The following is a 22,363-nucleotide window of genomic DNA, read 5'->3' as shown; positions in this document are numbered from 1 at the left end:
GCCGGCATGGCGCGGGTACGCTTGACGGGTGACCTCGAACTCGTCCTATGCCGCTGCCGGAGTCGACACGCACGCGGGTGATCTCGCCGTCGAACTGATGAAGGCGTCGGTCTCCGCCACGCACGGGCCGAACGTGCTCGGCGGCGTCGGCGGATTCGCCGGGCTCTTCGACCTCTCGTTCGCCAAGGACTACACGCGTCCGCTGCTCGCGACCTCCACCGACGGCGTCGGCACGAAGATCGCGATCGCGCAGGCGCTCGACAAGCACGACACGATCGGCCAAGACCTGGTCGGCATGGTCGTCGACGACATCGTCGTGGTCGGCGCGAAGCCGCTCTTCATGACCGACTACATCGCGTGCGGCAAGGTCGTGCCCGAGCGCATCGCCTCGATCGTCACGGGCATCGCCCGTGCCTGCGCCGAGACCGGCACCGCCCTCGTCGGCGGCGAGACCGCAGAGCACCCGGGCCTGATGGGCGCCGACGACTACGACGTCGCGGGCGCCGCGACCGGCATCGTCGAGGCCGACCGCCTGCTCGGTGCCGAGAAGGTCGAGTCGGGCGACGCCGTCATCGCGATCGCGTCGAGCGGCCTGCACTCCAACGGCTTCTCGCTCGTGCGGCACATCCTCACGAGCGCCGGCATCGGGTACACCGACGCATCGGCCGAGCTCGGCACGACCTGGGGCGAGGCCCTGCTCGAGCCCACTCGCCTCTACACCGGTCAGCTCGTCGAGCTGCTCGCCGGCCCGCACGGCGACGCCGTGCACTCGCTCTCCCACGTCACGGGCGGCGGCATCGCCGCGAACCTCGCCCGTGTGCTGCCGCTCGGCTCCTGGGTCGAGCTCGACCGCACGAGCTGGTCGCCGGCCCCCGTCTTCCGCGTGCTGAACGACCTCGCGGGCACCTCGCTCGAGTCGACCGAGGGCACCTGGAACCTCGGCATCGGCTTCTTCGCCGTCGTGCGAGCGGATGCCGCGGCATCCGTCATCTCGGCGCTCGGCGCCCTCGGCCTCCCGTCGTGGCAGGCCGGCACGGTGACGATCGGCGCCCGGGATCTCGCGGGCTTCGAGCAGGGTGCCAAGGGCGTCGACGGCGGCGCCGTGCGACTCGTCGGCTCCTACGCGAGCTGATCGGCCGCCCGTGCACACGCCCGTCTCGATCGGACTGATCGGCACGACCGATGCGTCGATCGTGGCGGCGCTCGCGCCGCGCATCGAGCGGCTCGGATTCCACGCGCTGTGGCTCAACGACGTGCCGGGCGGCGACTCGCTCGCCGGACTCCGCGTCGCCGCGGCGGCGACCGAGCGGCTCGGGCTCGCGACCGGCGTGATCCCGCTCGACCGGCGACCGGTCGACACGCTCGACCTCGCGGGCCTCCCCGAGGCGCGCACGAGCATCGGCATCGGCTCCGGTCGCATCGCGCACCCGCTGGCGTTCGTCGAGCAGGGGGTCGCGAGGCTGCGCGAACGATGCGACGCCGAGATCATCGTCGGCGCCCTCGGCCCGCGCATGCGCCGGCTCGCCGCCGAACGCGCCGACGGCGTGCTCCTCAACTGGCTGACGCCGCAGGCGGCGGCTGCCACGACCGCCGAGCTTCGCGAGACCGCCGGCGAGCGCCGAGTGCGGTCGGTGCTCTACGCGCGCACCATCGCCGATGACAACGCCCGCGCGGAGCTCGAGGCCGAGTCCGAACGCTACGAGCACGTGCCGGCCTACGCGGCGAACTTCGCGCGTCTCGGCATCCGCGCGATCGACGCGACGATCGACGGCGCGCGCGGCATCGCGGCTTACGAGTCCACGGTCGACGAGATCGTCTTGCGCGCGATCACCCCGAGCGGGTCGCTCACCGAACTCGAGCGATTCGTCGAGACGTCCGCCGCATGGGTCGAGCGCGCCGCGTAGCTCGGCCCGGCGTAGCTCCGCCCGGTGCGGGACGCCTCGCAGCATCGAGCAGCGGATGCCGCGGCATCCGCCGTTCGGTCACTGCTGCGCCGGGCCTCGAAGGCCGGAAGTCTCGCGGTGGTGCGAGGTCGTTGCGAGCTGCGAGGAGAACGCGCGGCTATGCGCGCTGTTCGTCCTCCGCGACATAGGTGTCGTCATCATCGGCGGAATACTCCGCCCACTTCGACGCCTCTTCGCTGTACTCGTCATGCGGCGAGCTCGTGGTGAGCTCGCGCTCAAGCGCGTTGTAGTCGGTGTTCGGGCTGAAGTACTTCAGCTCCCGAGCGACTTTGGTGTGCTTGGCTTTCTGACGGCCGCGCCCCATGCGTGACCCCCTTACGGCATCTGGCCGGGTGGGATTTGGTCTTCACCCGGCGCTCATCTGATAAATGAATTCGTCCAACCGCCAGTTTAGCACCGCCGCAGACCCGCTTCGGCGTACTCAACAGGCATGCCGGAGGACGTATGGTGGCTTTCGGCTCGCGTGCTGCGAGCACACAGCAAGCCGTGCTGAGATTGTCAGGTGATGACGAGCCCCGAACGCGTGAAGGTCGTGGTGATCGGCGCCGGACAGGCCGGCTTGTCGGTCGCCTTCTACCTGCGACGGTTCGAGCTCGTGGCCGACGAGGACTTCGTCATGCTCGACCGCGCCCCCGGTCCGGGCGGGGCCTGGCAGCATCGCTGGTCTTCCCTCCGGCTCGGTACCGCGCACCGGGTGAACGACCTGCCGGGCATGTCCGAGCTCGGGTTGAGCTTCGACACCGCCGACCGCAACCTCCCCGCGAAAGACGTCGTCGCCGACTACTACGACCGGTTCGAGCAGCACTTCGACCTGCGGGTTCGGCGGCCCATGAACGTGCGCCGGGTGGTGAACGACGGCGTCGACCTGCAGGTGCGCTACGAAGACCTCGCCCCGCAGCCCCTCGAAGAGCAGAAGGCGGCGCGCGGGCTCTTCGGCCGTCGCCGCAAGACGTTCGAGGAGCCGGCGGAGCCGTCGGCGCCGCAGCACGAGATCAACACGCAGTTCCTCGTGAACGCGACGGGCACCTGGGGTTCGCCGTTCGTGCCGTACTACCCGGGCATGACCGAGTTCGCCGGCCGCCACGTGCACACCTCCGACTTCACCGACGCAGAGGACTTCCGCGACAAGCACGTCGTCGTGGTCGGCGGCGGCACCTCGGCGATCGGCTTCATGCTCGAGCTCGAAGAGGTCGCCGCAGGGCTCACCTGGGTCTCGCGCCGGCCGATCGACTGGCTCGACCGACAGGAGCTCGACCTCGAAGGGGCATCCGCCGCCGTCGCCATGCAAGACGAGGCCGCGCGCTCGGGTCGGGCGCTGCCGTCGATCGTGAGCGGCACCGGCGTGCCGAAGAGCCGTCGCATCGCCGCGGGCATCGAGCGCGGGCTGCTCGTCGCGCGGCCCATGTTCGACCGCATCGAGGCCGACCGGGTGGTCTGGGACGGCGACGAGTCGGGCATGGCCCGGGCCGACGTCATCATCTGGGCCACCGGCTTCCGCCCCGACCTGCGCCACCTCTCGCCGCTGAAGCTGCGCGAGAAGGCCGGCGGCATCACGGTGGGCCAGGGCGCCGCGTGGAGCGACCCGCGGATCTTCCTCGCAGGCTACGGGCCGCAGGCCTCGACGATCGGCGCGAGCCGTGCGGGCCGCATGATCGCGCGCCAGATCATGGCGATGCTCTAGCCCCGAGCGGTGCGGTCCGGCTGGCTCAACCGGCGGAGGGGGCGCTGTCGCGAGCGCGCTGACCGAAGGTGCCCGAGGTGACCGTGCGGTACGAGGCACGCACCATCGACTCGAGCACGTCGAGGTCGACGTCGTCGAGGTTCTTGAGGTAGAGGCATCCGACGCCCGTCGTGTGCGCGCCGAGCTTCGCGAGTGCCTCAGCGTGCGCGCCGACGCCCTCGGGGAAGTAGATCGTCGTCGCGGCCTTGCGGGGCGAGAACCCCGCGGCTCCGGCACTGCCCTCGCGGCCGCTCTCGTACGTGTAGTGGTACTCGCCGTACCCGATGATCGACGGCCCCCACATGCGCGGCGGCTCACCCGTCACACGGGAGAAGAGCTCGAGCAGCGTCTCGGCGTCGCGACGGCGCACGGGGTGCGCGACCCGGTCGACGAACTCGTGCACCGAGGCATCCGTGTAGTCCGTGGCCATGGCGCCAGCCTAACGCCGGCGCTTCTCGTTCGACTCGACGACCGGACGGCGGGGCACGGGGCGCACGGGCTCGCCGCGTCGGTCCTGACCCGGCAGCGGGCGCGAGCGGCGTCCGTAGAGCAGGTCGGAGGAGTCGAGCAGCCACGGCACGAGCGACACCGTCACGCCGTGCACGAGCAGCAGCTTCTGGCGGATGCGCCGGGCCTTGTGGTTGTGCAGGATGTTCTCCCACCAGTGGCCCACGACGTACTGCGGCATGTACACGGTCACGACCTCGGAGCCGTGCTCCTCGCGCCGGGACTTGATGTAGGTGATGAGCGGGTAGCTCAGGTCGCGGTAGGGCGAGTTCAGGATCCGCAGCTTCACGTGGATGTTCTGCTTGACCCAGTCCTTCTTGAGGCGCTTCGTCTCCTCGTCGTCGAGGGACACGTGGATGGCCTCGAGCGAGTCGTGCCGGGCGGCGATCGCGTAATCCAGCGCCTTGAGGGTCGGCTTCTGCATGCGGCCGACGAGCACGATCGCGTGGTCGCCCGTCGCGCCGAAGGTCGTGGTCGGGTCGACCTCGATCTCCTTCTCGACGTCGCGGTAGTAGCGGTTCACGCCCATCATCAGGAAGAACAGGATCGGCATCAGCAGGAACACGATCCACGCGCCGTGCGTGAACTTCGTGACCGTGACCACGATGAGCACGACCGCGGTCATCGCGGCGCCGATCGCGTTGATCACGAGCGCGCGCAGGATCGCACCGCGAGTGAGCGGGGGAGCGTCGTCGGGGTCGGCGCGCGGGGCTCGCTTCGGCGCCCCCTTGGCCGGATGCCGCAGCCGCGAGAGCTCGCGCAGCCAGTGCCGCACCATGCCCGTCTGGCCGAGCGTGAACGAGACGAAGACGCCGATGATGTAGAGCTGGATCAGCACGGTCAGGTTCGCCTGGAAGATCAACAGGATCAGGGATGCCGCGAGCGCGAGGATCACGACGCCGTTCGAGTAGATCAGGCGGTCGCCGCGAGTCGACAGCGACTTCGGCGCATAGCCGTCACGGGCGAGCACCGAGCCGAGCAGCGGGAAGCCGTTGAACGCGGTGTTGGCCGCGAGCAGCAGCACGAGCGCCGTGGTGGCCTGGATCAGGTAGAAGGCGATGGTCGCGTCGCCGAACGTCGCGGCGGCGACCTGCGCGATGAGGCTGCGCTGCGGCTCGGTCGCGCACTCGCTCCAGCCGATCAGGTGGCATGGATCCTCGGCGTAGTGCACCTGGGAGATGAGCGCGACCGCCGTGAGGCCTGCGAAGAGCACGATCGCGATGCCGCCCATGAGCACGAGCGTGCGCTGCGCGTTCTTCACCTTCGGACGGCGGAACGCCGGCACGCCATTCGAGATCGCCTCGACGCCGGTGAGGGCGGAGCATCCGCTCGCGAAGGAGCGCAGCAGCAGCAGGATGATGCCCGCCTGCGTCAGGGACTCGGCCTCGACGCCGAAGGTCGCGGACTCGGCGACCGGCGGATCGCCCATGAACGTGCGGGTCAGGCCGACGACGATCATCACGAAGACGCTGCCGATGAAGAGATACGTCGGCACGGCGAAGGCCTTCGACGACTCCGAGACGCCGCGCAGGTTGATGGCCGCGAGGATTATGACGAACACGATCGCGAGCTCGACACGGAACGGGTTCAGCTCGGGGATCGCCGAGATGATGTTGTCGACGCCCGACGCGACCGACACGACGACGGTCATGACGTAGTCGACGAGCAGTGCCGACGCGACCACGAGGCCCGCCTTCTCGCCGAGGTTGCGGTGTGCGACCTCGTAGTCGCCGCCGCCGGAGGGGTAGGCGCGGATGAGCTGGCGATAGCTCGCGACGACCGTCACGAGCAGCACGACGACCGCGAGTGCGACCCACGGCGCGAAGCTCAGGAAGGCGAGTCCGCCGACCATGAGGATCATCACGAGCTCCTGCGGCGCGTACGCTACCGACGAGAGCGGGTCGCTCGCGAAGATCGGGAGCGCGAAGCGCTTCGGGAGGAGCTGGCCCTCGAGTTTCTCTGTTGGCAGCGGGTCGCCGATGATCCAGTGCTTCGGCGACTTCAACTCAGCCGGCGGTGTATCCGCCTCATTCGTCACGGCGGTCGAGACTACACCCGCCGCGACCGGTGTCAAGTCTGCCGCTCAGGGGCGCCGAGTAGAGTTGTGGCGATTCTTCGAACACTCGACTTCCGGGGGCAAGCGTGAACCGTGCGGCGCAGCTCGCGCGTGGCTCGGCCACGGCGGTCGTCGCCCTGTTCCTCGCGGCCTTCTCGCACGGCGTCGCCGCGGGCGAGGCACCCGGCGGGCTCGGGCTCCTGTTCGCGGGCATCGTCGCGCTCGCGGCATCCGTCGCGTTCGTCGGGCGTCGCTCGACTCCGCTGCGCACGACGCTCGCGGTCATCGTGAGTCAGGGGGCGTTCCACCTGCTGTTCGGCGTCGGAGCCGGCGCTTCGACCGGGTCGTTGGTCGTCAGGGGCGGCGGTCACCACGAGGCCGTCGTGTTCGTCGACGGCGGTGCCGTTGCCGGTGCGGCGGAGGGTGCCGGGGCGCCCGCCGGTCACCTGCATGCCGACACTGCCATGCTCATCGGCCACGCGGTCGCCGCGGTCGCGACCATCGTCTTCCTGCTCGCGTTCGAGCGGGCGGCCTGGCGGGCCGTCACCTCGGCCGCACGCCGATTCGCGCTGCGCCTCACCGCTCCCGTGCCGCAGCTCGCGCTGCTTCCTCACGTCGTTCGTCGGGTCGCCTCGACGAACGCCCCACGGCTCCGGTCGCGTCTCCGCTTCACCGCGCTGGGCTCCCGTGGCCCGCCGCTCGCCCTCGCCTCCGCGTAATCCCGCCGACCGGCGGACCCAGAGATTTCCGGATGCCTCCGCGGCCACGCCTCATCGCGAGCGCCGGCCGGGCCCGGACCGAGGAGAGAGACTCCCAAGCAATGAAGAACCCGACCACCGCGACCACCGCGACCACCGCGACGGCGCTCGACGTGCGTGAGCGCGCCACGCGCCTCCGCACCCTCGTGCTCGCCGCCGCGGCGCTCACCGTCGCCGCCGGCATCACCCTCGCGGGCGCCTCGCCCGCGTTCGCACACGACGAGCTGCTGGCCTCGAGCCCCGAGCCCGGCGAGGTCTTCGACACGGCACCCGCAGAGGTCGCCCTCGAGTTCTCGAACGACATCATCGAGGTCGGCACCGCGATCGTCGTCGTCGACCACCACGGCGGCGACGTCGAAGTGGGTGACCCCGCGGTCGCCGGCGCACACGTCACGGCTGCGCTCCCGACCGACCTCGAGGGCGACTACCAGGTGCGCTGGCGCGCCGTCTCGAGCGACGGGCACCCGATCGAGGGCACGATCGACTTCGGAGTCGGCGCCGACGCGACCGGCGTCTGGACCGAGGAGGCACCCCACGACGACTCGGCGACTGAAGAAGAGCCCGCCGAAGGCGACCATGCCGAGGGTGACCACGCCGATGGCGACGACGCCGCGCAGAGCGGACCTGACGGATGGGCCGTCGCCGGCTTCGTCGTCGGCGGGCTCGGGATCCTCGCGCTCCTCGCCGCGGTCATCCTGAACGCGAAGCGCAAGAGCGCGGGCCCCGGTTCGGGTTCGGGCGACGGTGCTGGCAACGCCTCCGGTGACGGCACCGGGAACGGTGGCGGCGCACCCGGTGCCGGCACCGGTTCCGGCACGTCCGGCGACGACGCCTGAGCCCGGGGGAGCAGCACACATGCGTTCCACTGCGATGACCCCTGCCCTCGGCACCGCGCTCGCGGCCGTGCTCGCCCTCGCGGGCTGCGCCGGCGGCCAGCCCGCCGAGACCCCCGCCGCCTCGGTGCACGCCGAGGCCGCGGCATCCGTGACCGTCTCCGATGCCTGGGTGAAAGCGGGCGATGACGGCATGACCGCGCTCTTCGGCATGCTCGACAACGGCGGCGCGACCTCGATCACGCTCTCGGGCGCCGAGACCGACGCCGCCGACATGGCCGAACTGCACGAGACGGTCGAGTCCGACGGCGCGATGACCATGCGCGAGAAGGAGGGCGGCTTCGAGATCGCCGCCGGCGGTCACCTCATGCTCGAACCCGGCGCGAACCACGTCATGCTCATGGGCCTGACAGGCCCGCTGCGCGCCGGCGACGAGGTCACCGTGACGCTCTCGTTCTCCGACGGTTCCACGCTCGACGTGGTCGCGCCCGTCAAGGACTACCAGGGCGCGAACGAGGAGTACGACGAAGGTCACGAGGCGCACTGATGACCGGTGAACCCGGCGGCTCCGGGTTCTCGCGGCGGCACCTCCTGTTCGGAGGTGCCGCCGCGGCCGGAGCCGGTGCCGCGGCGGCGCTCGGCGCCTCGGCCGCGATCCGGGCTGGTGCCGCGGCGGCGGGCACCCCGGATGCCGCGGTCGATGCGACCGTCGCGACGGCGACCGCCGTCGGCGAGGCGATCGTGCCCTTCCACGGTTTGCGCCAGGCGGGCATCGAGACGCCGCCGCAGGCGCACGCGCTCTTCATCGCGCTCGATCTCCTGCCCGAGGTCGATGCGGACGCGCTCCGCCGCATGCTGCGGGTGCTGAGCGACGACGCCGCTCGCGTGACGCAGGGGCGCGCGCCGCTCGCCGACACGGAACCCGAGCTCGCCGAGGTACCTGCACGTCTGACCGTCACGTTCGGCTTCGGGCCTGGGCTCGTCGCGCGAGCCGGGGCCGAGGCGCCCGCGTGGCTGCGGCCGCTGCCGCCGTTCGGCATCGACCGCCTCGAGCCGCGATGGAATGACGGCGACCTGTTGCTGCAGCTCGGCGCCGACGACGCGGTCACGGTCTCGCACGCCGCGCGCATGCTGCTGAAGGACGCGCGCAGCTTCGCCACCGTGCGCTGGTCGCAACGCGGGTTCCGCCGCGCGGCGGGCGCCGAACCCGAGGGTCGCACCATGCGGAACCTCTTCGGCCAGCTCGACGGCACCGTGAACCCGAAGCCCGGCACCACGGAATTCGACGAGCTCGTCTGGTCGGCCGGGCAGCCCGAGTGGATGGCGGGCGGCACCTCGATGGTGCTTCGGCGCATCGCGATGGATCTCGACGGGTGGGATCGGGTCGATCGACCCGGTCGCGAGGCATCCGTCGGTCGCAGGCTCGCCTCGGGAGCCCCGCTCACGGGGGAGAGCGAACACGACGAGCCCGACTTCGCGGCCCTCGGCCCCGTGGGCTTCCCGGTGATCCCCGACTTCTCGCACCTGCGGCGATCGCGGAGCGAGGAGCCGGGGGAGCGCATCTACCGGCGCGGGTACAACTACGACGAGGCGCCGGCCGGGGCATCCGTCTCGGATGCCGGGCTGCTGTTCGCCTCGTACCAGGCGGACGTCGATCGCCAGTTCGTGCCGATCCAGCGGCGGCTCGAGGAGCTCGACCTGCTCAACGAGTGGACGACGCCGATCGGGTCGGCGGTGTTCGCGATTCCGCCGGGATGCGCCGAGGGAGGCTACATCGGGGACACCCTCGTCTGAGCCCGATCGTTCGCGCGTTCGCGCGTTCGCGGGTTCGCGGTTGCGTGGGTCGCTACGAGCGGGGCGGCGACGCGAGGTCGACGACCCAGTCGTTGGTCTGCAGCATGAGGCCCGGCTTCACCTCGAACGCCTCCTCGCCGAGCAGGCGGAAGCCGGCCTTCCGGCAGACGGCGTTCGACGCCGGATTGTCGACCCGCGGGTACGCGTGCACCGGCAGCACCTCGCCGGCAGTGCGCGCGGCGTCGAGCATCACGATCACCGCGGCCGGGGCGATGCCCTGGCCGCGGTACTCCGCTTCGACCGACCAGCCGGACTCGAGGGCGTGTTCGCCGTGCCAGTCGTGCTGCCAGTAGCCGACCATGCCCACACCCTCGGGATGCCCGGGGATCACGATGCGGAACTGGTGCGCGGTGCCCTCGCGCTGCATGCGGAGGTAGCGCTCGTGCCGCGCGAGCACCTGCGCGTCGTTCTCGGGGCCGCCCAGCTGGTCCATGAGCTCGTGCGTGTTCGCGCGGTGGAGGAGGTCGAGGTCGTCGTCGGCCCAAGGATGCAGCTCGATATCGGGCATGTCGCCATCACACCACCGCCCGCCGACACTGCGGTGCGCCGACGTGCCGCCCGCCGAGCGGCGTCGAGATGACGCGTGTTGTCGGTTCCCCTCGCCGGTACCGACAACACGCGCCATCTCGGCGGTGGAGGGGGGCATGACGCAGGAGGGCGGCGCCCCGGGGGAGGCGCCGCCCTCCTGGGCTCGTCGGGGCGAGGTCAGTGGTCGCCGAGCGTCGCGAGCACGTCGGTCCGCACCTGCGCGAGACGCGCACGCAGCAGCGTGACCGTCTCAGGGGAGACGCGCCCGCGGCTCGCCCGCGTGCGCAGGTCGGTGCGCAGCTGCTGCCGGAACTCGCTCAGCACGAGGTCGGCCTCGTGCACGGCGCGGCTCGTCTCCGCACGGGCGTCGCCGCCCCACGAGGTCGAGGCGCCGGCGCCCCCCGCGGTGCTCGCCGCCGTCGCGGAGGTCTTCGTCGAGGCGCGCTTGGCCTCTCGGGCCGCGCTCGCGAGCTCGGCGCGGAGAGAGCGCATCGCGTCGTTGACCTCGGCGCGCACACCGTCGGCGAGGCGTCGCACCGAGTCGGTGACCTCGTTCTCGATGCCGTCGAGCTCGTCGCGGCGCGAGTCGAGTTCGGCGCGGCCGGCATCCGTGATCTCGTAGACGGTCTTGCGACCGTCGGTCGACTTGGAGACGAGGCCCTCCTCCTCGAGCTTCGAGAGGCGCGGGTAGATCGTGCCGGCGCTCGGGCTGTAGGTGCCGCCGAAGCGGTCGGAGAGCGCCTGGATCAGCTCGTAGCCGTGTCGCGGCTGCTCGTCGAGCAGGGCGAGCAGGTAGAGGCGCAGACTGCCGTGGGCGAAGACCGGCGGAGTCATGCGGATGCCTCGTCGCCGCTCGGTGCCGAACCGCTCTGTGCCGAACCGCTCTGTGCCGAACCGCTCTGCCCGGAACTGCTCGCCGCGTCGCCGTGGCTCGCGCCCGCGGCATCCGCCGGCGTGCCGACCTTCTCGCGGCGCATGACCGAGATCGAACCCGAGACGCTGTTGGCGCCGAGGTCGAGCCACGTGCCCGACAGCTCGCCCGTGATGCGCTCGAAGCCCTTGCCGAGCATGCCCTTGATGGTCGTGTCGTCGATGAGCACCGTGCCGCCGACCGTGTTGATGCGGTAGCGGGCGCCCGATGCGGCGGCGAAACGCACGGTGAGGTCGCCCGCGACGGTGTTGGTGTCGACCCGGTCGGGGGTGCCGAACGCGTCGAGGATCATGTTGCCCGAGACCGTGTCGGCGTTGAACGAGCGCACGTCGCCCGTGGCGACGACGTCGCCCGAGACCGAGTGCGCGGTGATGCGGCCGGTGTGGTTGCCGGCCGACACCTCGCCCGAGACGGTCGAGAGCTCGACGTCGCCTTCGTGGTTGTCGAGCACGAGGTCGCCCGAGACGGTGGAGAGCTTGGCGTCGGTCGTGAAGCCGGAGACGAGCGCGTCGCCCGAGACCATGCCGAGCTTCATGACGACGTGGCGCGGGGCGAGGATCGACACCTCGGCCTTCGCGTTGCCGGCCCAGCCCTTGAAGACGTCGATGAAGTTGTCCCACCGGAGCTGCGGGTGGTCGATCTCGAGGGAGTCGCCGTCGATCTCGATCTTCAGGTCTTTGCCGGTGACGTTCGAGACCTCGATGCGGGCGCCGGGCTCGTCGTGGGCGATCACGTCGACCTTGCCGCCGATGAGGCTCACCTTGAGCTTGCGAACCAGTTCGAGGTCGATGACCCGGGTCTCTCCGGGGTTGATGACCCACTTCTCGATGGACATGTGGTGCTCCTTCTGTCGCGGTTGCGTTCGGGTGCGAGGCGCGGATGCCGCGGCATCCGCTGCGCTCGAAGTCTGTGACGCGATATATCGCGTGTTGATGTAGATCACGATATATCGCGTTTGCGCGCAATGCAAGTCGCGGCGCGAGTCGATCGACGGTCCAGGGCGGGCTGGCCTCGGCGAGTCGGCGGATGGCCGACGCGGCACGCCGGTGCGCTCGGTCGTGTCGGCCGGAAGTTCCGCCGACTCGCAGGTAGCGGCAACGCCGTCGGCAGGCGTCCGAGCGGGCGTCAGGCGAGCGGATGCCTCGCCCTCTTGACATTGACGCAGCGTCAACCTCTACCGTGGCAGATATGGGGCAGAACGCCCCGATCACGAGAGACACGAGAGAGGAGCACGCAGTGGACTGGTCGATCCAGGAGATCGCGAAGCTCGCCGGCACGACGAGCCGCACGCTCCGTCACTACGACGACATCGGGCTGCTCGCGCCGACCCGCATCGGCTTGAACGGGTATCGCCACTACGACGACGCCGCACTCGTGCGCCTGCAGCGCATCCTGCTGCTGCGGGAGCTCGGCCTCGGCCTGCCCGCGATCGGCGAGGTGCTCGACCGCGAGTCGAGCGCCCCGCACGCCCTGCGCAGCCACCTCGAGTGGCTGCGCGGCGAGCAGGACCGGCTGGCGCGGCAGATCGCGTCGGTCGTGAACACCATCGGAGCCCTGGAAGGAGGTGAACAACTGATGGCGGAGAACATGTTCGACGGCTTCGACCACACCCGGTACAAGGAGCAGGTCGAAGAGCGTTGGGGCACGGACGCGTACGTGAAGAGCGACGCGTGGTGGCGCTCGATGAGCGCCGACGAGAAGGCGGCCTGGCAGCAGCGGATGTCGCAGCTGGGCCGTGACTGGATCTCGGCGTTCGAGCGGGGCGTCGACCCGGCGGGCGACGAGGCGCAGGCACTTGCGCAGCGCCAGTTCGACTGGCTGCGCGGCATCCCTGGCACGCCGGGCGGCGGCGGCGCAGGTCCGAGCAAGGAGTACTTTCTCGGCCTCGCCGAGATGTACGTGGCCGACGAGCGCTTCGGCGCGAACTACGGCGGCCAGGCGGGTGCCGAGTTCGTGCGCGACGCGATGACCGCGTACGCGGAGCGCGAGCTGTAGCGAGCCCGGTCTCAACCCGTCGGAGGTCGAGGGCTCAGCCGCTCGTGACGGTTCCGTCGCCTCCGACGCGCTTCGTCGCCTCCGACCTGGAAGTGCAGTCGCCCCCGAGGTGTCCCGACCTCGGGGGCGACTGCCGTCTGGGGGCGGTCAGGCCGCGGGTTCGGTGGACGGCACGGGGGTGACGGATGGCGCGGGCGCCGCGGCATCCGCTCGCTCGACGCTCGGCTCGGTCGGCGTCGCGCTCGCCGGGCGCTTGATCGCGAACATGGGGATCGTGTACCCGCAGAGCGGCCCGATGAGGAGGGCGAAGGCGACCGTGCCGATGCCGACGTTGCCCCCGAGCGCCCAGCCGATGGCGAGCACGACGAGCTCGATGCCGGTGCGCACGATCCAGATCTTCCAGCCGGTGACGCGGTGGAGACCCGTCATGAGGCCGTCGCGCGGGCCGGGTCCGAAGTGCGCGCCGATGTAGAGGCCGGTGGCGATGGCGAGCACGACGATGCCGGCGGGCAGCAGGAGTACCCGAACCCAGAGATCGAGGCCCGACGGGATGAGCCACAGGCCGATGTCGGCCGAAGGGCCGACGAGCAGTGCATTCATGACCGTGCCGAATCCGAGTCGCTGCCGGATCGGGATCCAGAGCAGCAGCACGACGCCGCTCAGGATCACGGTGATGAGCCCGAAGCCGAGGCCCGTCTGCTTCGCGATGCCCTGGGTCAGCACGTCCCATGGGGCGACGCCGAGCTCCCCGCGCACGATGAGCGCGATGCCGATGCCGTAGAGGAACAGGCCGACGAAGAGCTGCACGAAGCGGCGCACGAGCACGGGCGTCGAATCGGCAGTGGTGAAACGGATGGGGCGGGGCATTCTGCAATCCAATTACACGATTGGCCTGTTCGCAAAGAGCCAATTCGTCTAAAGTGGCTCGAATGGCGGAGTCCACCCTGAGCGCGCGTGCGCTCGACAACCTGCTCGGCGACTGGCGCAGCGGCGCCGGCAGCGCGTACCACGCGCTCGCGGAGCGCATCCGGCTGCTCGTGCTCGACGGTCGCATCCCGGTCGACACCCGGCTGCCGGCCGAACGCGATCTGGCCGAGCGACTCGGCCTGAGTCGCACGACCGTGACCGCCGCCTACCGGCACCTGCGCGAACAGGGACTCGTGCTGAGCGTGCGGGGTTCGGGCAGTGTGGCCCGGCTGCCCGGTGCGCCGACCATGCTGCCCCCGGCTCCGGCCGCCGACTACATCGACTTCTCGAAGGCGGCCCCGACGGCTCTGCCGTGGCTGCCCGACCTCGCGCGACAGGCGGTCGAAGACCTGCCCGAACACCTCGGCGACGCCGGCTTCGACCCGATCGGCACCCCGGCGCTGCGTGCGGCGATCGCCGATCGCTACACCGCACGCGGGCTCCCGACGACGCCCGAGCAGATCATGGTCACGATCGGAGCGCAACACGCGATCGCCCTGCTCTCGCGGGCGCTCATCGGTCGTGGCGACCGGGCCATCATCGAGGCGCCGACCTACCCGCACGCCTACGAGGCGCTCCGGGCGGCGGGAGCCCGGCTCGTGCCCGTCGGCGTCGCGCCGCGGGACGACGTCGACCCCGATGGCCGTGCCGAGGCCGAGGCGCTCGTGCGCGCGATCGGGCACTCGAACCCCGTCGCCGCCTACCTCATGCCCGACTTCCAGAACCCGACCGGCCGTTCGATGACCGCCGCGACCCGCGAGCGCGTGCTCGATGCGGCCGCTCGCCAGGGCACCGTCATCGTGGCCGACGAGACGACCGGCGAACTCGACATCGATCGCCCCGAGTCCCTGCTGCCGATGGCCGCCTACGGCCCGGCGATCATGGTGGGCTCGGTCGGCAAGACCGTCTGGGGCGGCGTGCGCGTCGGCTGGATCCGCGCCGACCGGCCGCTCATCCGTCGGCTGCTCGCGGTGCGGTCGCCCGGCGACCTCGGCACGCCGATCATCGAGCAACTGCTCGTCACTCGCGCCTTGCCGCACATGGACGACATCCTCGACCTCCGCCGCGAACAGCTCCGCGCGGGGCGCGACCGGCTCGAGGGGCTGCTCGCACAGGCCTTCCCGGAATGGCAGGTGCCGCACGTCGACGGCGGCATCGTCACCTGGGTCGGCCTCGGCGCGGCCGTGAGCTCGCAGCTCGCGCTCGCCGCGCGCTCGCAGGGGCTCATCATCGCCGCGGGGCCCCGGTTCGGCATCGACGGTGCCTTCGAACGGTTCCTGCGGTTGCCCATCTGCTATCCGGCCGAGACGACGGATGCCGCGGTGCAGGCGCTCGCCCGCGCCTGGCGCTCGCTCTCCGGGGCGGCGCCGGTGCCCGACCAGAGCCTCCTCGCCTCGGTGATCTGAGCCGCCGAGTCTCGCGCGTCGGCGCGCGGCGTCGCGAAGTGGAGTGCGGGGCGGGCGGACGACTGCGCTCGTCCGCCCGCCCCGACCGGCTGCGGTTCGGGCACACCGCGGCCTGCCGTGCCGCACGGGTCGGCGGCACGGAGTCTGTGGGGCAGTGATCTGCCAGGGGTGCGAGCCCGGCGCCGGAAGGGCGGCGCCGGGCCCATCCCGTTGCTAGCGCTTCAGCGCGAACCGCCGGAACCCGACGAGCACGAGGCCCGCGAGCATCGCGAGTGCCGCGAGCCCGAGGCCCGAGGCGTCCACGCCGGTCGACGCGAGCGTCGCCGCATCCGTGTCGCCAGATCCGCCGGATCCGCTGCCGGACGCGACCGTCGAGCCGCCGTCACCCGGAGAGGTGGGCGTCGTCGGATCGGTCGGGTCCACCGGATCCACCGGGTCCACCGGGTCCACCGGGTCCACCGGGTCCACCGGGTCCACCGGGTCGACGGGGTCGACGGGGTCGACGGGGTCGGTCGGATCCGTCGGGTCGACGATGGTGGTCGCCCCGTCGGTCTCGCTGTCGCCGATCACCGAGATGGCGTTGCCGCCGATCGTCACGGGCAGGGACAGGTTCGGCAGCAGCTGTGTTCCCCCGAGCAGCCCGCCGTTCCCATCCGTCGTCGCCGAACCGCCCCCGGTTCCTGGCGTCACGACCGTCTCGGCACCGGTCGACGTGCTGTCGCCCACTCCCGAGATCGCGTTGCCTCCGACCGTCACCGGCAGGCCGATCGACGGCAGCACCTGCGTGCCGCCGAGGATCGAGTCCTCGCCGCTGGTCTCGGCCGAGCCGCCGCCGTTGCCGGCGCCGGACGTGACGGCGGTCGTCGCGTCGGTGCTCTCGCTGTCGCCGATGACCGAGATGGCGTTGCCGCCGACCGTCACCGGCACGGAGCCGCCCACGATGGCCTGCGTGCCGCCGAGGATCGAGTCCTCGCCGCCGGTTTCGGCCGAGGAACCCTCGCCCGAGGCGGTGCCCGCCGCGACACCGGTTGCGGCACCGCTGCTGGTGCTGTCGCCGATGACCGAGATGGCGTTGCCGCCGAGCGTGATCGGAATGTCGATCCCGCCGAGCAACTGCGTACCGCCGAGGATCGAATCGTCACCCGAGGTCGACGCGCTGCCTGCGTCGTTCGAGCCGCCCGAGCCGCCGGAGGCGACGGCAGTGCCGGCGCCCTCGGTCGACGAGTCGCCGATGAGCGAGATCGCGTTGCCGCCGAGGGTGATGGGAATCGACACGTCGACGAGTCCCTGCGTGCCGCCGAGCAGCGAGTCGTCTCCGCTGGTCCCGGTCGCTGCCGGGGCCGCCGCAGCGGGTGCCGGTGCCACCTCGGTGGCCGCGCCCTCGGTCGACGAGTCGCCGATGAGCGAGATGGCGTTGCCGCCGAGCGTCACCGGCACCGAGACGTCGATGATCGCCTGGCTGCCCGAGCCGATGCCGTCGTCACCTGAAGTGACGGCCGCCGGCTCGGCGGCGTCGCCGCTCGAGGCCTCCGTGCTGGCGTCCTGCGACGACGAGTCCCCGATGAGGGAGATCGCGTTGCCGCCGAGCGTGATCGGCAGGTCGATCGAGATGCCCGCTTGGGTTCCCGACAGGATGCCGTCGTCGCCCGTCGTCTCCGACGCGTGTGCGACTCCGGCGCCGAGGAGCGAGAGGCCCCCGGCGAAGAGGGTCGCGTACAGCGCCCTCAAGAGCAGTTTCTTCATGATCCAGTCCTCCTGAACTGATGGGGTGAATACGCTCCGGGTACGGAGCGATGACCGTCTTCCGCCTCACGAGCAGGCGGAACGGCCCCCGTCAGTCAGGGGTGGAGTCGGTGTCGTAGACCGGCGACGACGGCAGCTCGTCGTCGACCGAGTGGAGTGCGAGCGACGCGAGCGCGTCGAGTTCGAGGGCGGCGTAGGCCGCGTCGGAAGTGCCGGATGCCGCGCCGCCGCCGCTGCCCGCAGCGCCGGTGCCGGAGCCGGCCACGCCGAGTGCGGGCGCGCCGAGTGCCGGTGAGCCGTCGCCGGCCGGCGATCCGCCGTCGGACGGCGAGATCGTGCCGATCGCGGAGTCGACGGTCGCCTGGAGATTCGTGGCGCCCGTGCGGTCGAAGCCGCTCGAGGCATCGGCATTCCGCCCATCGGCGGCACCGGGCGGTGCCCCGGCGTGGCCGGGCGGCGGTGTTTCGCCGGGTGTCTGGTCTCCGGGCCCGCCGGGTGCTTCCGGGCCGGTGCCGTCGGTGCCGCCGGGAATCAGCGGGATCGACGGGAGCTGGGGGAGCACGCCGCTGCCGTCGGTGGGCAGTGCGGGCAACGTGCCGACGACGGTGCCGAGCGTGTCGTCGACGAGGCCCGCCACGGGGCCGAGCACCGCGCCGACCGTGCCGCTCGGGAGCAGCGTTCCGACGATCGGCAGTTCGTCGACGATGCCGTCGACGAGTCCGGCGACGGGGGTCGTGATGCCGCTGACGGTGCCGCCTCCGGCGATGCCCGACACGGTGCCAGTGACGCCGTTGACGATGGTTCCGACCGCGGCGTTGCCGCCGCCGATCACGGTGTTGGCGGTCTCGGTGACCGTGTCGACCGCATCGGGCACGACCACGGCGACCGGCTCGGCGACGGGTTCGGGCAGCACCTCGACGACGGGTTCGACGACTTGGTTGACCGGGGTGACGACCGTCTCGACGACGCCGCCCACGAGACCGCCGACGGCGCCCGTGACCTCGGTCACGCCGCCGAGCAACGAGCCGACGGTGCCGAGCAGTCCGCTGCCCGAGTCGCGTTCGTCGGCCGAGGCGCTCGGTGCGCTCGAGGCGAGCGAGATGACGAGCCACACCGCGGTCAGCGATGCCGCGAGGAGGGCGTAGCGGAGCCACGGCACCTGCCGTGCAGCATCCGCGGAGCTCATCGCCACTCCTTTTCGTTCCCCTGTTGGCAACCCTAACCGGGGCCATTCTCGTATCGATACCCCCCGGACGGGGGTCAGATGGGACCGATCCGCCGACATGCGGAACCCCGACGTCGCGTGAATTTCACCGCGATGTGATATCCGCTGCGGCAGCGCCTGCGAGAATCGAGCAATGCACCTGCTCGCCGCGCTCAGCATGAAGAACCGTGCCCTCATCGCGCTCATCACCGTCGTCGTCGCGATCTTCGGCGGCATCTCGCTGACGAGCCTCAAGCAGGAGCTGGCGCCGTCGATCGAGTTCCCGCAGCTGTCGATCGTGACGAGCTACCCCGGTGCGTCGCCCGACATCGTCAACACCGACGTGTCCACCCCGATCGAGACCGCGATCCAGGGCATCACGGGCCTCGAATCGACGTCGACGACGAGCTCGACCGGGCTCTCGCGCGTCACGGCGAGCTTCACCTACGGCACCGATCTCGCCTTCGCCGAGCAGAAGATGCTCTCGGCGGTGAACCGCATCGCGGGCCAGTTGCCCGACGACGTCGACCCGCAGGTGATCGCGCTCAGCCTCGACGATTTCCCGGTGCTGCAGATCGCCGTGACCGGCGCAGACGACATCAGCGCACTCTCCGACGAGATCGAGCGCACGACGCTGCCCGAGATCACCGACGTCGACGGCGTGCGCGAGGCGAGCCTCGTCGGCGAGGTCGGCCAGCGCGTCACCATCACGCCCGACCCCGCGCAGCTCGCGGCCTACGGCATCACCCAGCAGGCCATCCGCGACGCGTTGCAGCAGAACGGACTCCTGGTGCCCGCGGGCACGATCACCGAGGGCGACTCGACGTTCGCGGTGCAGACGGGCACGCGCGTCCAGAGCGTCGACGAGATCGCGGCGCTCCCGGTGCTCGGTGCCACCGAGCAGGTTCCGGATGCCGCGGAGGAGACGCCGACCGACGGCACCGGCGAGACCGACGGCACGACGCTCCCCGACGGTGCCGAGCTGCCCGCCGGTGCCGAGCTGCCCGCAGGTCTCGGAGCCGCGACGAGCGTGCCGGCCGCGATCACGATCGCCGACGTGGCATCCGTCGAACTGACCGACAACCCCGTCTCGAGCATCTCGCGCGTGAACGGCGAACCGGCGCTGACCATCTCGGTCACGAAGCTGCCGGCGGCGAACACCGTCGAGGTCTCGAACGCGGTGACGGCGCTGTTGCCCGACCTCGAGTCCTCGCTCGACACGACCAACCCCGGCGCGACCTTCACCGTCGTCTTCGACCAGGCGCCCTACATCGAGCAGTCGATCGAGTCGCTCGCGACCGAGGGCATGCTCGGGCTCCTGTTCGCGGTGATCGTCATCCTGATCTTCCTGCTGTCGGTGCGCGCGACCCTCGTCACCGCGATCTCGATCCCGACGTCGGTGCTCATCACGTTCATCGGGCTGCAGGCCGCCGACTACACCCTGAACATCCTGACGCTCGGTGCACTCACGATCGCGATCGGACGCGTCGTCGACGACTCCATCGTCGTCATCGAGAACATCAAGCGGCACCTCATCGTGGGCGTCGACAAGGCGACGACGATCGTGCACGCGGTGCGCGAGGTCGCCGGGGCGATCACCGCCTCGACGATCACGACGGTCGCGGTGTTCCTGCCGCTCGCACTCGTCGAGGGCGTGACGGGCGAGCTGTTCCGGCCGTTCGCGCTGACCGTGACGATCGCCCTCGTCGGCTCGCTCCTCGTCTCCCTGACGATCGTGCCGGTGCTCGCGTACTGGTTCCTGAAGCCCGCGAAGCTCGCCAAGCACGAAGACGAAGCCGAGATCGCGGCCGCCGCGTTCGTCGACGACGTCTGGCTCGCGCCCGAGCTCCGCGACGAGACCGGCGCGACTGGGCTGCCCACGCCTTCGGGTGCCGCGGGTGCCGCCGGTTCCCAGGGTGCCGCCGCCCGCACTGCGACGGCCGTGAAGCCGAAGCCCGTCGCCCCCGCCGACGAGCTCGAACACCCCTCGCGCCTCCAGCGCGGCTACCTGCCGATCATCGGGTGGACCCTGAAGCACGGCGTCGTGACGCTCATCGTCGCCGGCCTCGTGCTCGGCGGCACCGTCGCGCTGATCCCGCTCATGAAGACGAACTTCCTCGGCTCGTCAGGGCAGAACACCTTCCGTGTGACGCAGGAACTGCCGATCGGCACGAGCCTCGACGCCATGGACGAGGCCTCGCAGCCCGTCGAGCAGGCGATCCGCGACACCGAGGGCGTCGAGACCGTGCAGACCTCGATCGGCTCCGGGAGCGGCCTCACCGCGGCCTTCGGTGGCGGCGGCGCGACGATCACCTACTCGGTCACGACCGATGAGGACGCCGACCAGGACGCCCTGCAGGCGAGCGTGCGCGACGACCTCGACGGGCTCGACGACGTCGGCGAGGTCACCCTCGCCGCCTCGAGCGGCTTCGGCGCCTCGAGCGACATCGAGGTCGACATCACCGCCTCGAACGCCGAAGACCTGCAGGCGGCCACCGACGCCGTCGTCACCGAGCTCGACGGCATCGACTCGCTCGCGCAGGTCAGCTCCAACCTGTCGGAGTCCCAGCCGTACGTCGCCGTCGAGGTGAACCGAGCGGATGCCGCGGCAGCGGGCTACTCCGAGGTGGCCCTCGGCGGGTTCGTCTCCGGCGCGATGCAGCCGCAGCGCGCGGGAACCGTCGTGATCGACGAGAAGACCCTCACGATCTACCTCGCGACCGACAACCCGCCCGCGACCGTCGAGGAGCTCTCTGCCCTCGAGGTGCCGACGCCCGCCGGCCTCGTGCGGCTCGATTCGCTCGCGACCGTCGAGAACGTCGACGGGCCGGCATCCGTCACCACCGTGCAGGGTCTCCGCAGCGCGACCGTCTCGGCGACGCCCGCGGGCGACGACCTCGGCACGGCGAGTGGTGCCGTGGCCGCCGCGGTCGACTCCGTCGACCTGCCGGCCGGCACGACCGCATCGATCGGCGGGGTCAGCGCCGACCAGCAGGAGTCGTTCTCGCAGCTGGGCCTCGCGCTCCTCGCGGCGATCCTGATCGTCTACATCGTGATGGTCGCGACGTTCCGTTCGCTGTTGCAGCCGCTGCTGCTGCTCGTCTCGGTGCCGTTCGCGGCGACCGGCGCGATCGCGCTGCAGGTCATCACGGGCGTGCCGCTCGGCGTCGCCTCGCTCGTGGGCGTGCTGATGCTCGTCGGCATCGTGGTGACGAACGCGATCGTGCTCGTCGACCTCGTGAATCAATATCGGGATCGCGGCATGAACGTGCGCGATGCCCTCGTGCACGGCTCATCCCGACGTCTCCGGCCGATCCTCATGACGGCGCTCGCGACGATCTTCGCGCTGCTGCCGATGGCGATCGGGCTCACGGGGCACGGCGGCTTCATCTCGCAGCCGCTCGCGCTCGTCGTGATCGGCGGGCTCGTGTCGTCGACCGCGCTCACGCTCGTCGTGCTGCCCGTGCTCTACGACCTCGTCGAGGGCGGGCGCGAGCGGCGTCGCGAGAAGCGAGCTGCGAAGGCCGCGGGTCGAGCGGATGCCGCGGCGCCGGCGCTCGCCGTCGCGGGTGCGGGTGCTGCCGTTGCGACGGCACCCGCAGCGGCGCCCGCTGCACGCGAGCCGGAGCCGACACCTGCCGAGCCGGCGCCTGCCGAGCCGGCGCCTGCCGAGCCGGCGCCTGCCGAGCCGGTGCCTGCCGAGCCGGTGCCTGCCGAGCCGGTGCCCGCCGAGCCCGAGCCCGCCGAGCCCGAGCCCGAATCTCCCGCCGAGTCGACGCCGGCCGAGCCATCGGAGTCCGATGACGACGCATCCGATGCCGACGCATCCGATGACGACGGCGATGGGTCCGACGACGGCGACGAGGGCGGCACCCCGCCGCCCCCATGGGCCTGATGC

General features: G+C 71.3%; 19 protein-coding genes. 10 read left to right on the top strand and 9 right to left on the bottom strand.

From position 1 onward, the window contains the following. Positions 1-28: 28 nt before the first annotated feature. Together purM and ASD23_RS14410 are read left to right on the top strand one after the other, a co-directional pair. Entirely contained in the window at positions 29-1,132 is a 1,104-nt protein-coding gene (purM, locus tag ASD23_RS14415; RefSeq protein ID WP_056011960.1) for a phosphoribosylformylglycinamidine cyclo-ligase, read from the top strand. Positions 1,133-1,142: 10 nt separating this feature from the next. Next, positions 1,143-1,904, top strand: coding sequence for an LLM class flavin-dependent oxidoreductase (locus ASD23_RS14410; protein WP_056011957.1), 762 nt, complete (start codon positions 1,143-1,145; stop codon positions 1,902-1,904). A 157-nt stretch (positions 1,905-2,061) separates the two neighbouring features. Here ASD23_RS14410 and ASD23_RS14405 read toward each other — a convergent pair whose 3' ends face one another. Next, complete coding sequence (locus ASD23_RS14405) at positions 2,062-2,268, bottom strand: DUF3073 domain-containing protein (RefSeq protein ID WP_056011954.1); 207 nt, start codon at positions 2,266-2,268, stop codon at positions 2,062-2,064. Positions 2,269-2,469: 201 nt separating this feature from the next. Between ASD23_RS14405 and ASD23_RS14400 the strand changes: the two genes are divergently transcribed. After that, a complete protein-coding gene (locus tag ASD23_RS14400; protein ID WP_056011949.1) occupies positions 2,470-3,645 on the top strand; it encodes an NAD(P)-binding domain-containing protein in 1,176 nt (391 codons plus the stop codon). A gap of 25 nt (positions 3,646-3,670) precedes the next feature. Here the strand turns inward: ASD23_RS14400 and ASD23_RS14395 are convergent, their stop codons facing one another. Both ASD23_RS14395 and ASD23_RS14390 read right to left on the bottom strand, forming a co-directional pair. Then, complete coding sequence (locus ASD23_RS14395) at positions 3,671-4,114, bottom strand: DUF1801 domain-containing protein (RefSeq protein ID WP_056011946.1); 444 nt, start codon at positions 4,112-4,114, stop codon at positions 3,671-3,673. A 9-nt stretch (positions 4,115-4,123) separates the two neighbouring features. Further along, a complete protein-coding gene (locus tag ASD23_RS14390; protein WP_235507747.1) occupies positions 4,124-6,229 on the bottom strand; it encodes an APC family permease in 2,106 nt (701 codons plus the stop codon). A 104-nt stretch (positions 6,230-6,333) separates the two neighbouring features. On the opposite strand from ASD23_RS14390, the gene ASD23_RS19010 reads away from it, so the two are divergent. The 4 genes from ASD23_RS19010 (at position 6,334) to ASD23_RS14370 (ending at position 9,632) form a co-directional block, all read left to right on the top strand. Continuing rightward, a complete protein-coding gene (locus ASD23_RS19010) occupies positions 6,334-6,966 on the top strand; it encodes a hypothetical protein (RefSeq protein ID WP_056011943.1) in 633 nt (210 codons plus the stop codon). 101 nt (positions 6,967-7,067) lie between these two features. Continuing rightward, positions 7,068-7,841: a copper resistance CopC family protein gene (locus ASD23_RS19005; RefSeq protein WP_056011938.1), complete on the top strand. Its 774-nt coding sequence runs from the start codon at positions 7,068-7,070 to the stop codon at positions 7,839-7,841. A gap of 19 nt (positions 7,842-7,860) precedes the next feature. Further along, entirely contained in the window at positions 7,861-8,385 is a 525-nt protein-coding gene (locus ASD23_RS14375; RefSeq protein ID WP_056011935.1) for a copper chaperone PCu(A)C, read from the top strand. Beyond that, positions 8,385-9,632: a Dyp-type peroxidase gene (locus tag ASD23_RS14370; protein ID WP_056011932.1), complete on the top strand. Its 1,248-nt coding sequence runs from the start codon at positions 8,385-8,387 to the stop codon at positions 9,630-9,632. Before ASD23_RS14375 ends, ASD23_RS14370 begins: the two co-directional genes overlap by 1 nt. 52 nt (positions 9,633-9,684) lie before the next feature. On the opposite strand, the gene ASD23_RS14365 is transcribed toward ASD23_RS14370, so the two are convergent. From ASD23_RS14365 to ASD23_RS14355, 3 genes are all read right to left on the bottom strand, one after another. Continuing rightward, the gene (locus ASD23_RS14365) at positions 9,685-10,200 is read right to left on the bottom strand and encodes a GNAT family N-acetyltransferase (protein ID WP_056011929.1); all 516 of its coding nucleotides are present in this window, start codon (positions 10,198-10,200) and stop codon (positions 9,685-9,687) included. A gap of 197 nt (positions 10,201-10,397) precedes the next feature. Next, positions 10,398-11,054 carry a PadR family transcriptional regulator gene (locus ASD23_RS14360; RefSeq protein ID WP_056011926.1) on the bottom strand — a complete coding sequence of 219 codons (657 nt, stop codon included), beginning with the start codon at positions 11,052-11,054 and terminating at the stop codon, positions 10,398-10,400. Further along, positions 11,051-11,986: a DUF4097 family beta strand repeat-containing protein gene (locus ASD23_RS14355; RefSeq protein WP_235507746.1), complete on the bottom strand. Its 936-nt coding sequence runs from the start codon at positions 11,984-11,986 to the stop codon at positions 11,051-11,053. Before ASD23_RS14355 ends, ASD23_RS14360 begins: the two co-directional genes overlap by 4 nt. 401 nt (positions 11,987-12,387) lie before the next feature. Between ASD23_RS14355 and ASD23_RS14350 the strand changes: the two genes are divergently transcribed. Continuing rightward, positions 12,388-13,146: a MerR family transcriptional regulator gene (locus ASD23_RS14350; RefSeq protein ID WP_056011923.1), complete on the top strand. Its 759-nt coding sequence runs from the start codon at positions 12,388-12,390 to the stop codon at positions 13,144-13,146. A gap of 147 nt (positions 13,147-13,293) precedes the next feature. Here the strand turns inward: ASD23_RS14350 and yczE are convergent, their stop codons facing one another. After that, positions 13,294-14,013: a membrane protein YczE gene (gene yczE / locus ASD23_RS14345; RefSeq protein WP_082571470.1), complete on the bottom strand. Its 720-nt coding sequence runs from the start codon at positions 14,011-14,013 to the stop codon at positions 13,294-13,296. Between the two features lie 62 nt (positions 14,014-14,075). Between yczE and yczR the strand changes: the two genes are divergently transcribed. Then, positions 14,076-15,518, top strand: coding sequence for a MocR-like transcription factor YczR (yczR, locus tag ASD23_RS14340; RefSeq protein WP_056011920.1), 1,443 nt, complete (start codon positions 14,076-14,078; stop codon positions 15,516-15,518). A 213-nt stretch (positions 15,519-15,731) separates the two neighbouring features. On the opposite strand, the gene ASD23_RS19340 is transcribed toward yczR, so the two are convergent. Further along, positions 15,732-17,261, bottom strand: coding sequence for a hypothetical protein (locus tag ASD23_RS19340; protein WP_056011917.1), 1,530 nt, complete (start codon positions 17,259-17,261; stop codon positions 15,732-15,734). A 91-nt stretch (positions 17,262-17,352) separates the two neighbouring features. Beyond that, entirely contained in the window at positions 17,353-18,447 is a 1,095-nt protein-coding gene (locus ASD23_RS14330) for a hypothetical protein (RefSeq protein ID WP_056011914.1), read from the bottom strand. 172 nt (positions 18,448-18,619) lie between these two features. Here ASD23_RS14330 and ASD23_RS14325 point away from each other — a divergent pair, with 172 nt between their 5' ends. Further along, a complete protein-coding gene (locus tag ASD23_RS14325; protein WP_082571469.1) occupies positions 18,620-22,360 on the top strand; it encodes an efflux RND transporter permease subunit in 3,741 nt (1,246 codons plus the stop codon). Positions 22,361-22,363 lie beyond the last annotated feature (3 nt).

The organism is Agromyces sp. Root1464 (assembly GCF_001427265.1).
In the GTDB taxonomy this organism is placed as follows: Bacteria; Actinomycetota; Actinomycetes; order Actinomycetales; family Microbacteriaceae; genus Agromyces; species Agromyces fucosus.
The sequence above is the reverse complement of the archived record's forward strand: the minus strand, read 5'-3'. Positions and strand labels throughout refer to the sequence as shown.

What these genes read in the sequence shown, in the direction of transcription:
- ASD23_RS14405 (WP_056011954.1), bottom strand. Translation starts at nt 2,268, where the DNA reads ATGGGGCGCGGCCGTCAGAAAGCCAAGCACACCAAAGTCGCTCGGGAG.
- ASD23_RS14400 (WP_056011949.1), top strand. Translation starts at nt 2,470, where the DNA reads ATGACGAGCCCCGAACGCGTGAAGGTCGTGGTGATCGGCGCCGGACAG.
- ASD23_RS14395 (WP_056011946.1), bottom strand. Translation starts at nt 4,114, where the DNA reads ATGGCCACGGACTACACGGATGCCTCGGTGCACGAGTTCGTCGACCGG.
- ASD23_RS19005 (WP_056011938.1), top strand. Translation starts at nt 7,068, where the DNA reads ATGAAGAACCCGACCACCGCGACCACCGCGACCACCGCGACGGCGCTC.
- ASD23_RS14375 (WP_056011935.1), top strand. Translation starts at nt 7,861, where the DNA reads ATGCGTTCCACTGCGATGACCCCTGCCCTCGGCACCGCGCTCGCGGCC.
- ASD23_RS14370 (WP_056011932.1), top strand. Translation starts at nt 8,385, where the DNA reads ATGACCGGTGAACCCGGCGGCTCCGGGTTCTCGCGGCGGCACCTCCTG.
- ASD23_RS14365 (WP_056011929.1), bottom strand. Translation starts at nt 10,200, where the DNA reads ATGCCCGATATCGAGCTGCATCCTTGGGCCGACGACGACCTCGACCTC.
- ASD23_RS14360 (WP_056011926.1), bottom strand. Translation starts at nt 11,054, where the DNA reads ATGACTCCGCCGGTCTTCGCCCACGGCAGTCTGCGCCTCTACCTGCTC.
- ASD23_RS14355 (WP_235507746.1), bottom strand. Translation starts at nt 11,986, where the DNA reads ATGTCCATCGAGAAGTGGGTCATCAACCCCGGAGAGACCCGGGTCATC.
- yczE (WP_082571470.1), bottom strand. Translation starts at nt 14,013, where the DNA reads ATGCCCCGCCCCATCCGTTTCACCACTGCCGATTCGACGCCCGTGCTC.
- yczR (WP_056011920.1), top strand. Translation starts at nt 14,076, where the DNA reads ATGGCGGAGTCCACCCTGAGCGCGCGTGCGCTCGACAACCTGCTCGGC.
- ASD23_RS19340 (WP_056011917.1), bottom strand. Translation starts at nt 17,261, where the DNA reads ATGAAGAAACTGCTCTTGAGGGCGCTGTACGCGACCCTCTTCGCCGGG.
- ASD23_RS14330 (WP_056011914.1), bottom strand. Translation starts at nt 18,447, where the DNA reads ATGAGCTCCGCGGATGCTGCACGGCAGGTGCCGTGGCTCCGCTACGCC.
- ASD23_RS14325 (WP_082571469.1), top strand. Translation starts at nt 18,620, where the DNA reads ATGCACCTGCTCGCCGCGCTCAGCATGAAGAACCGTGCCCTCATCGCG.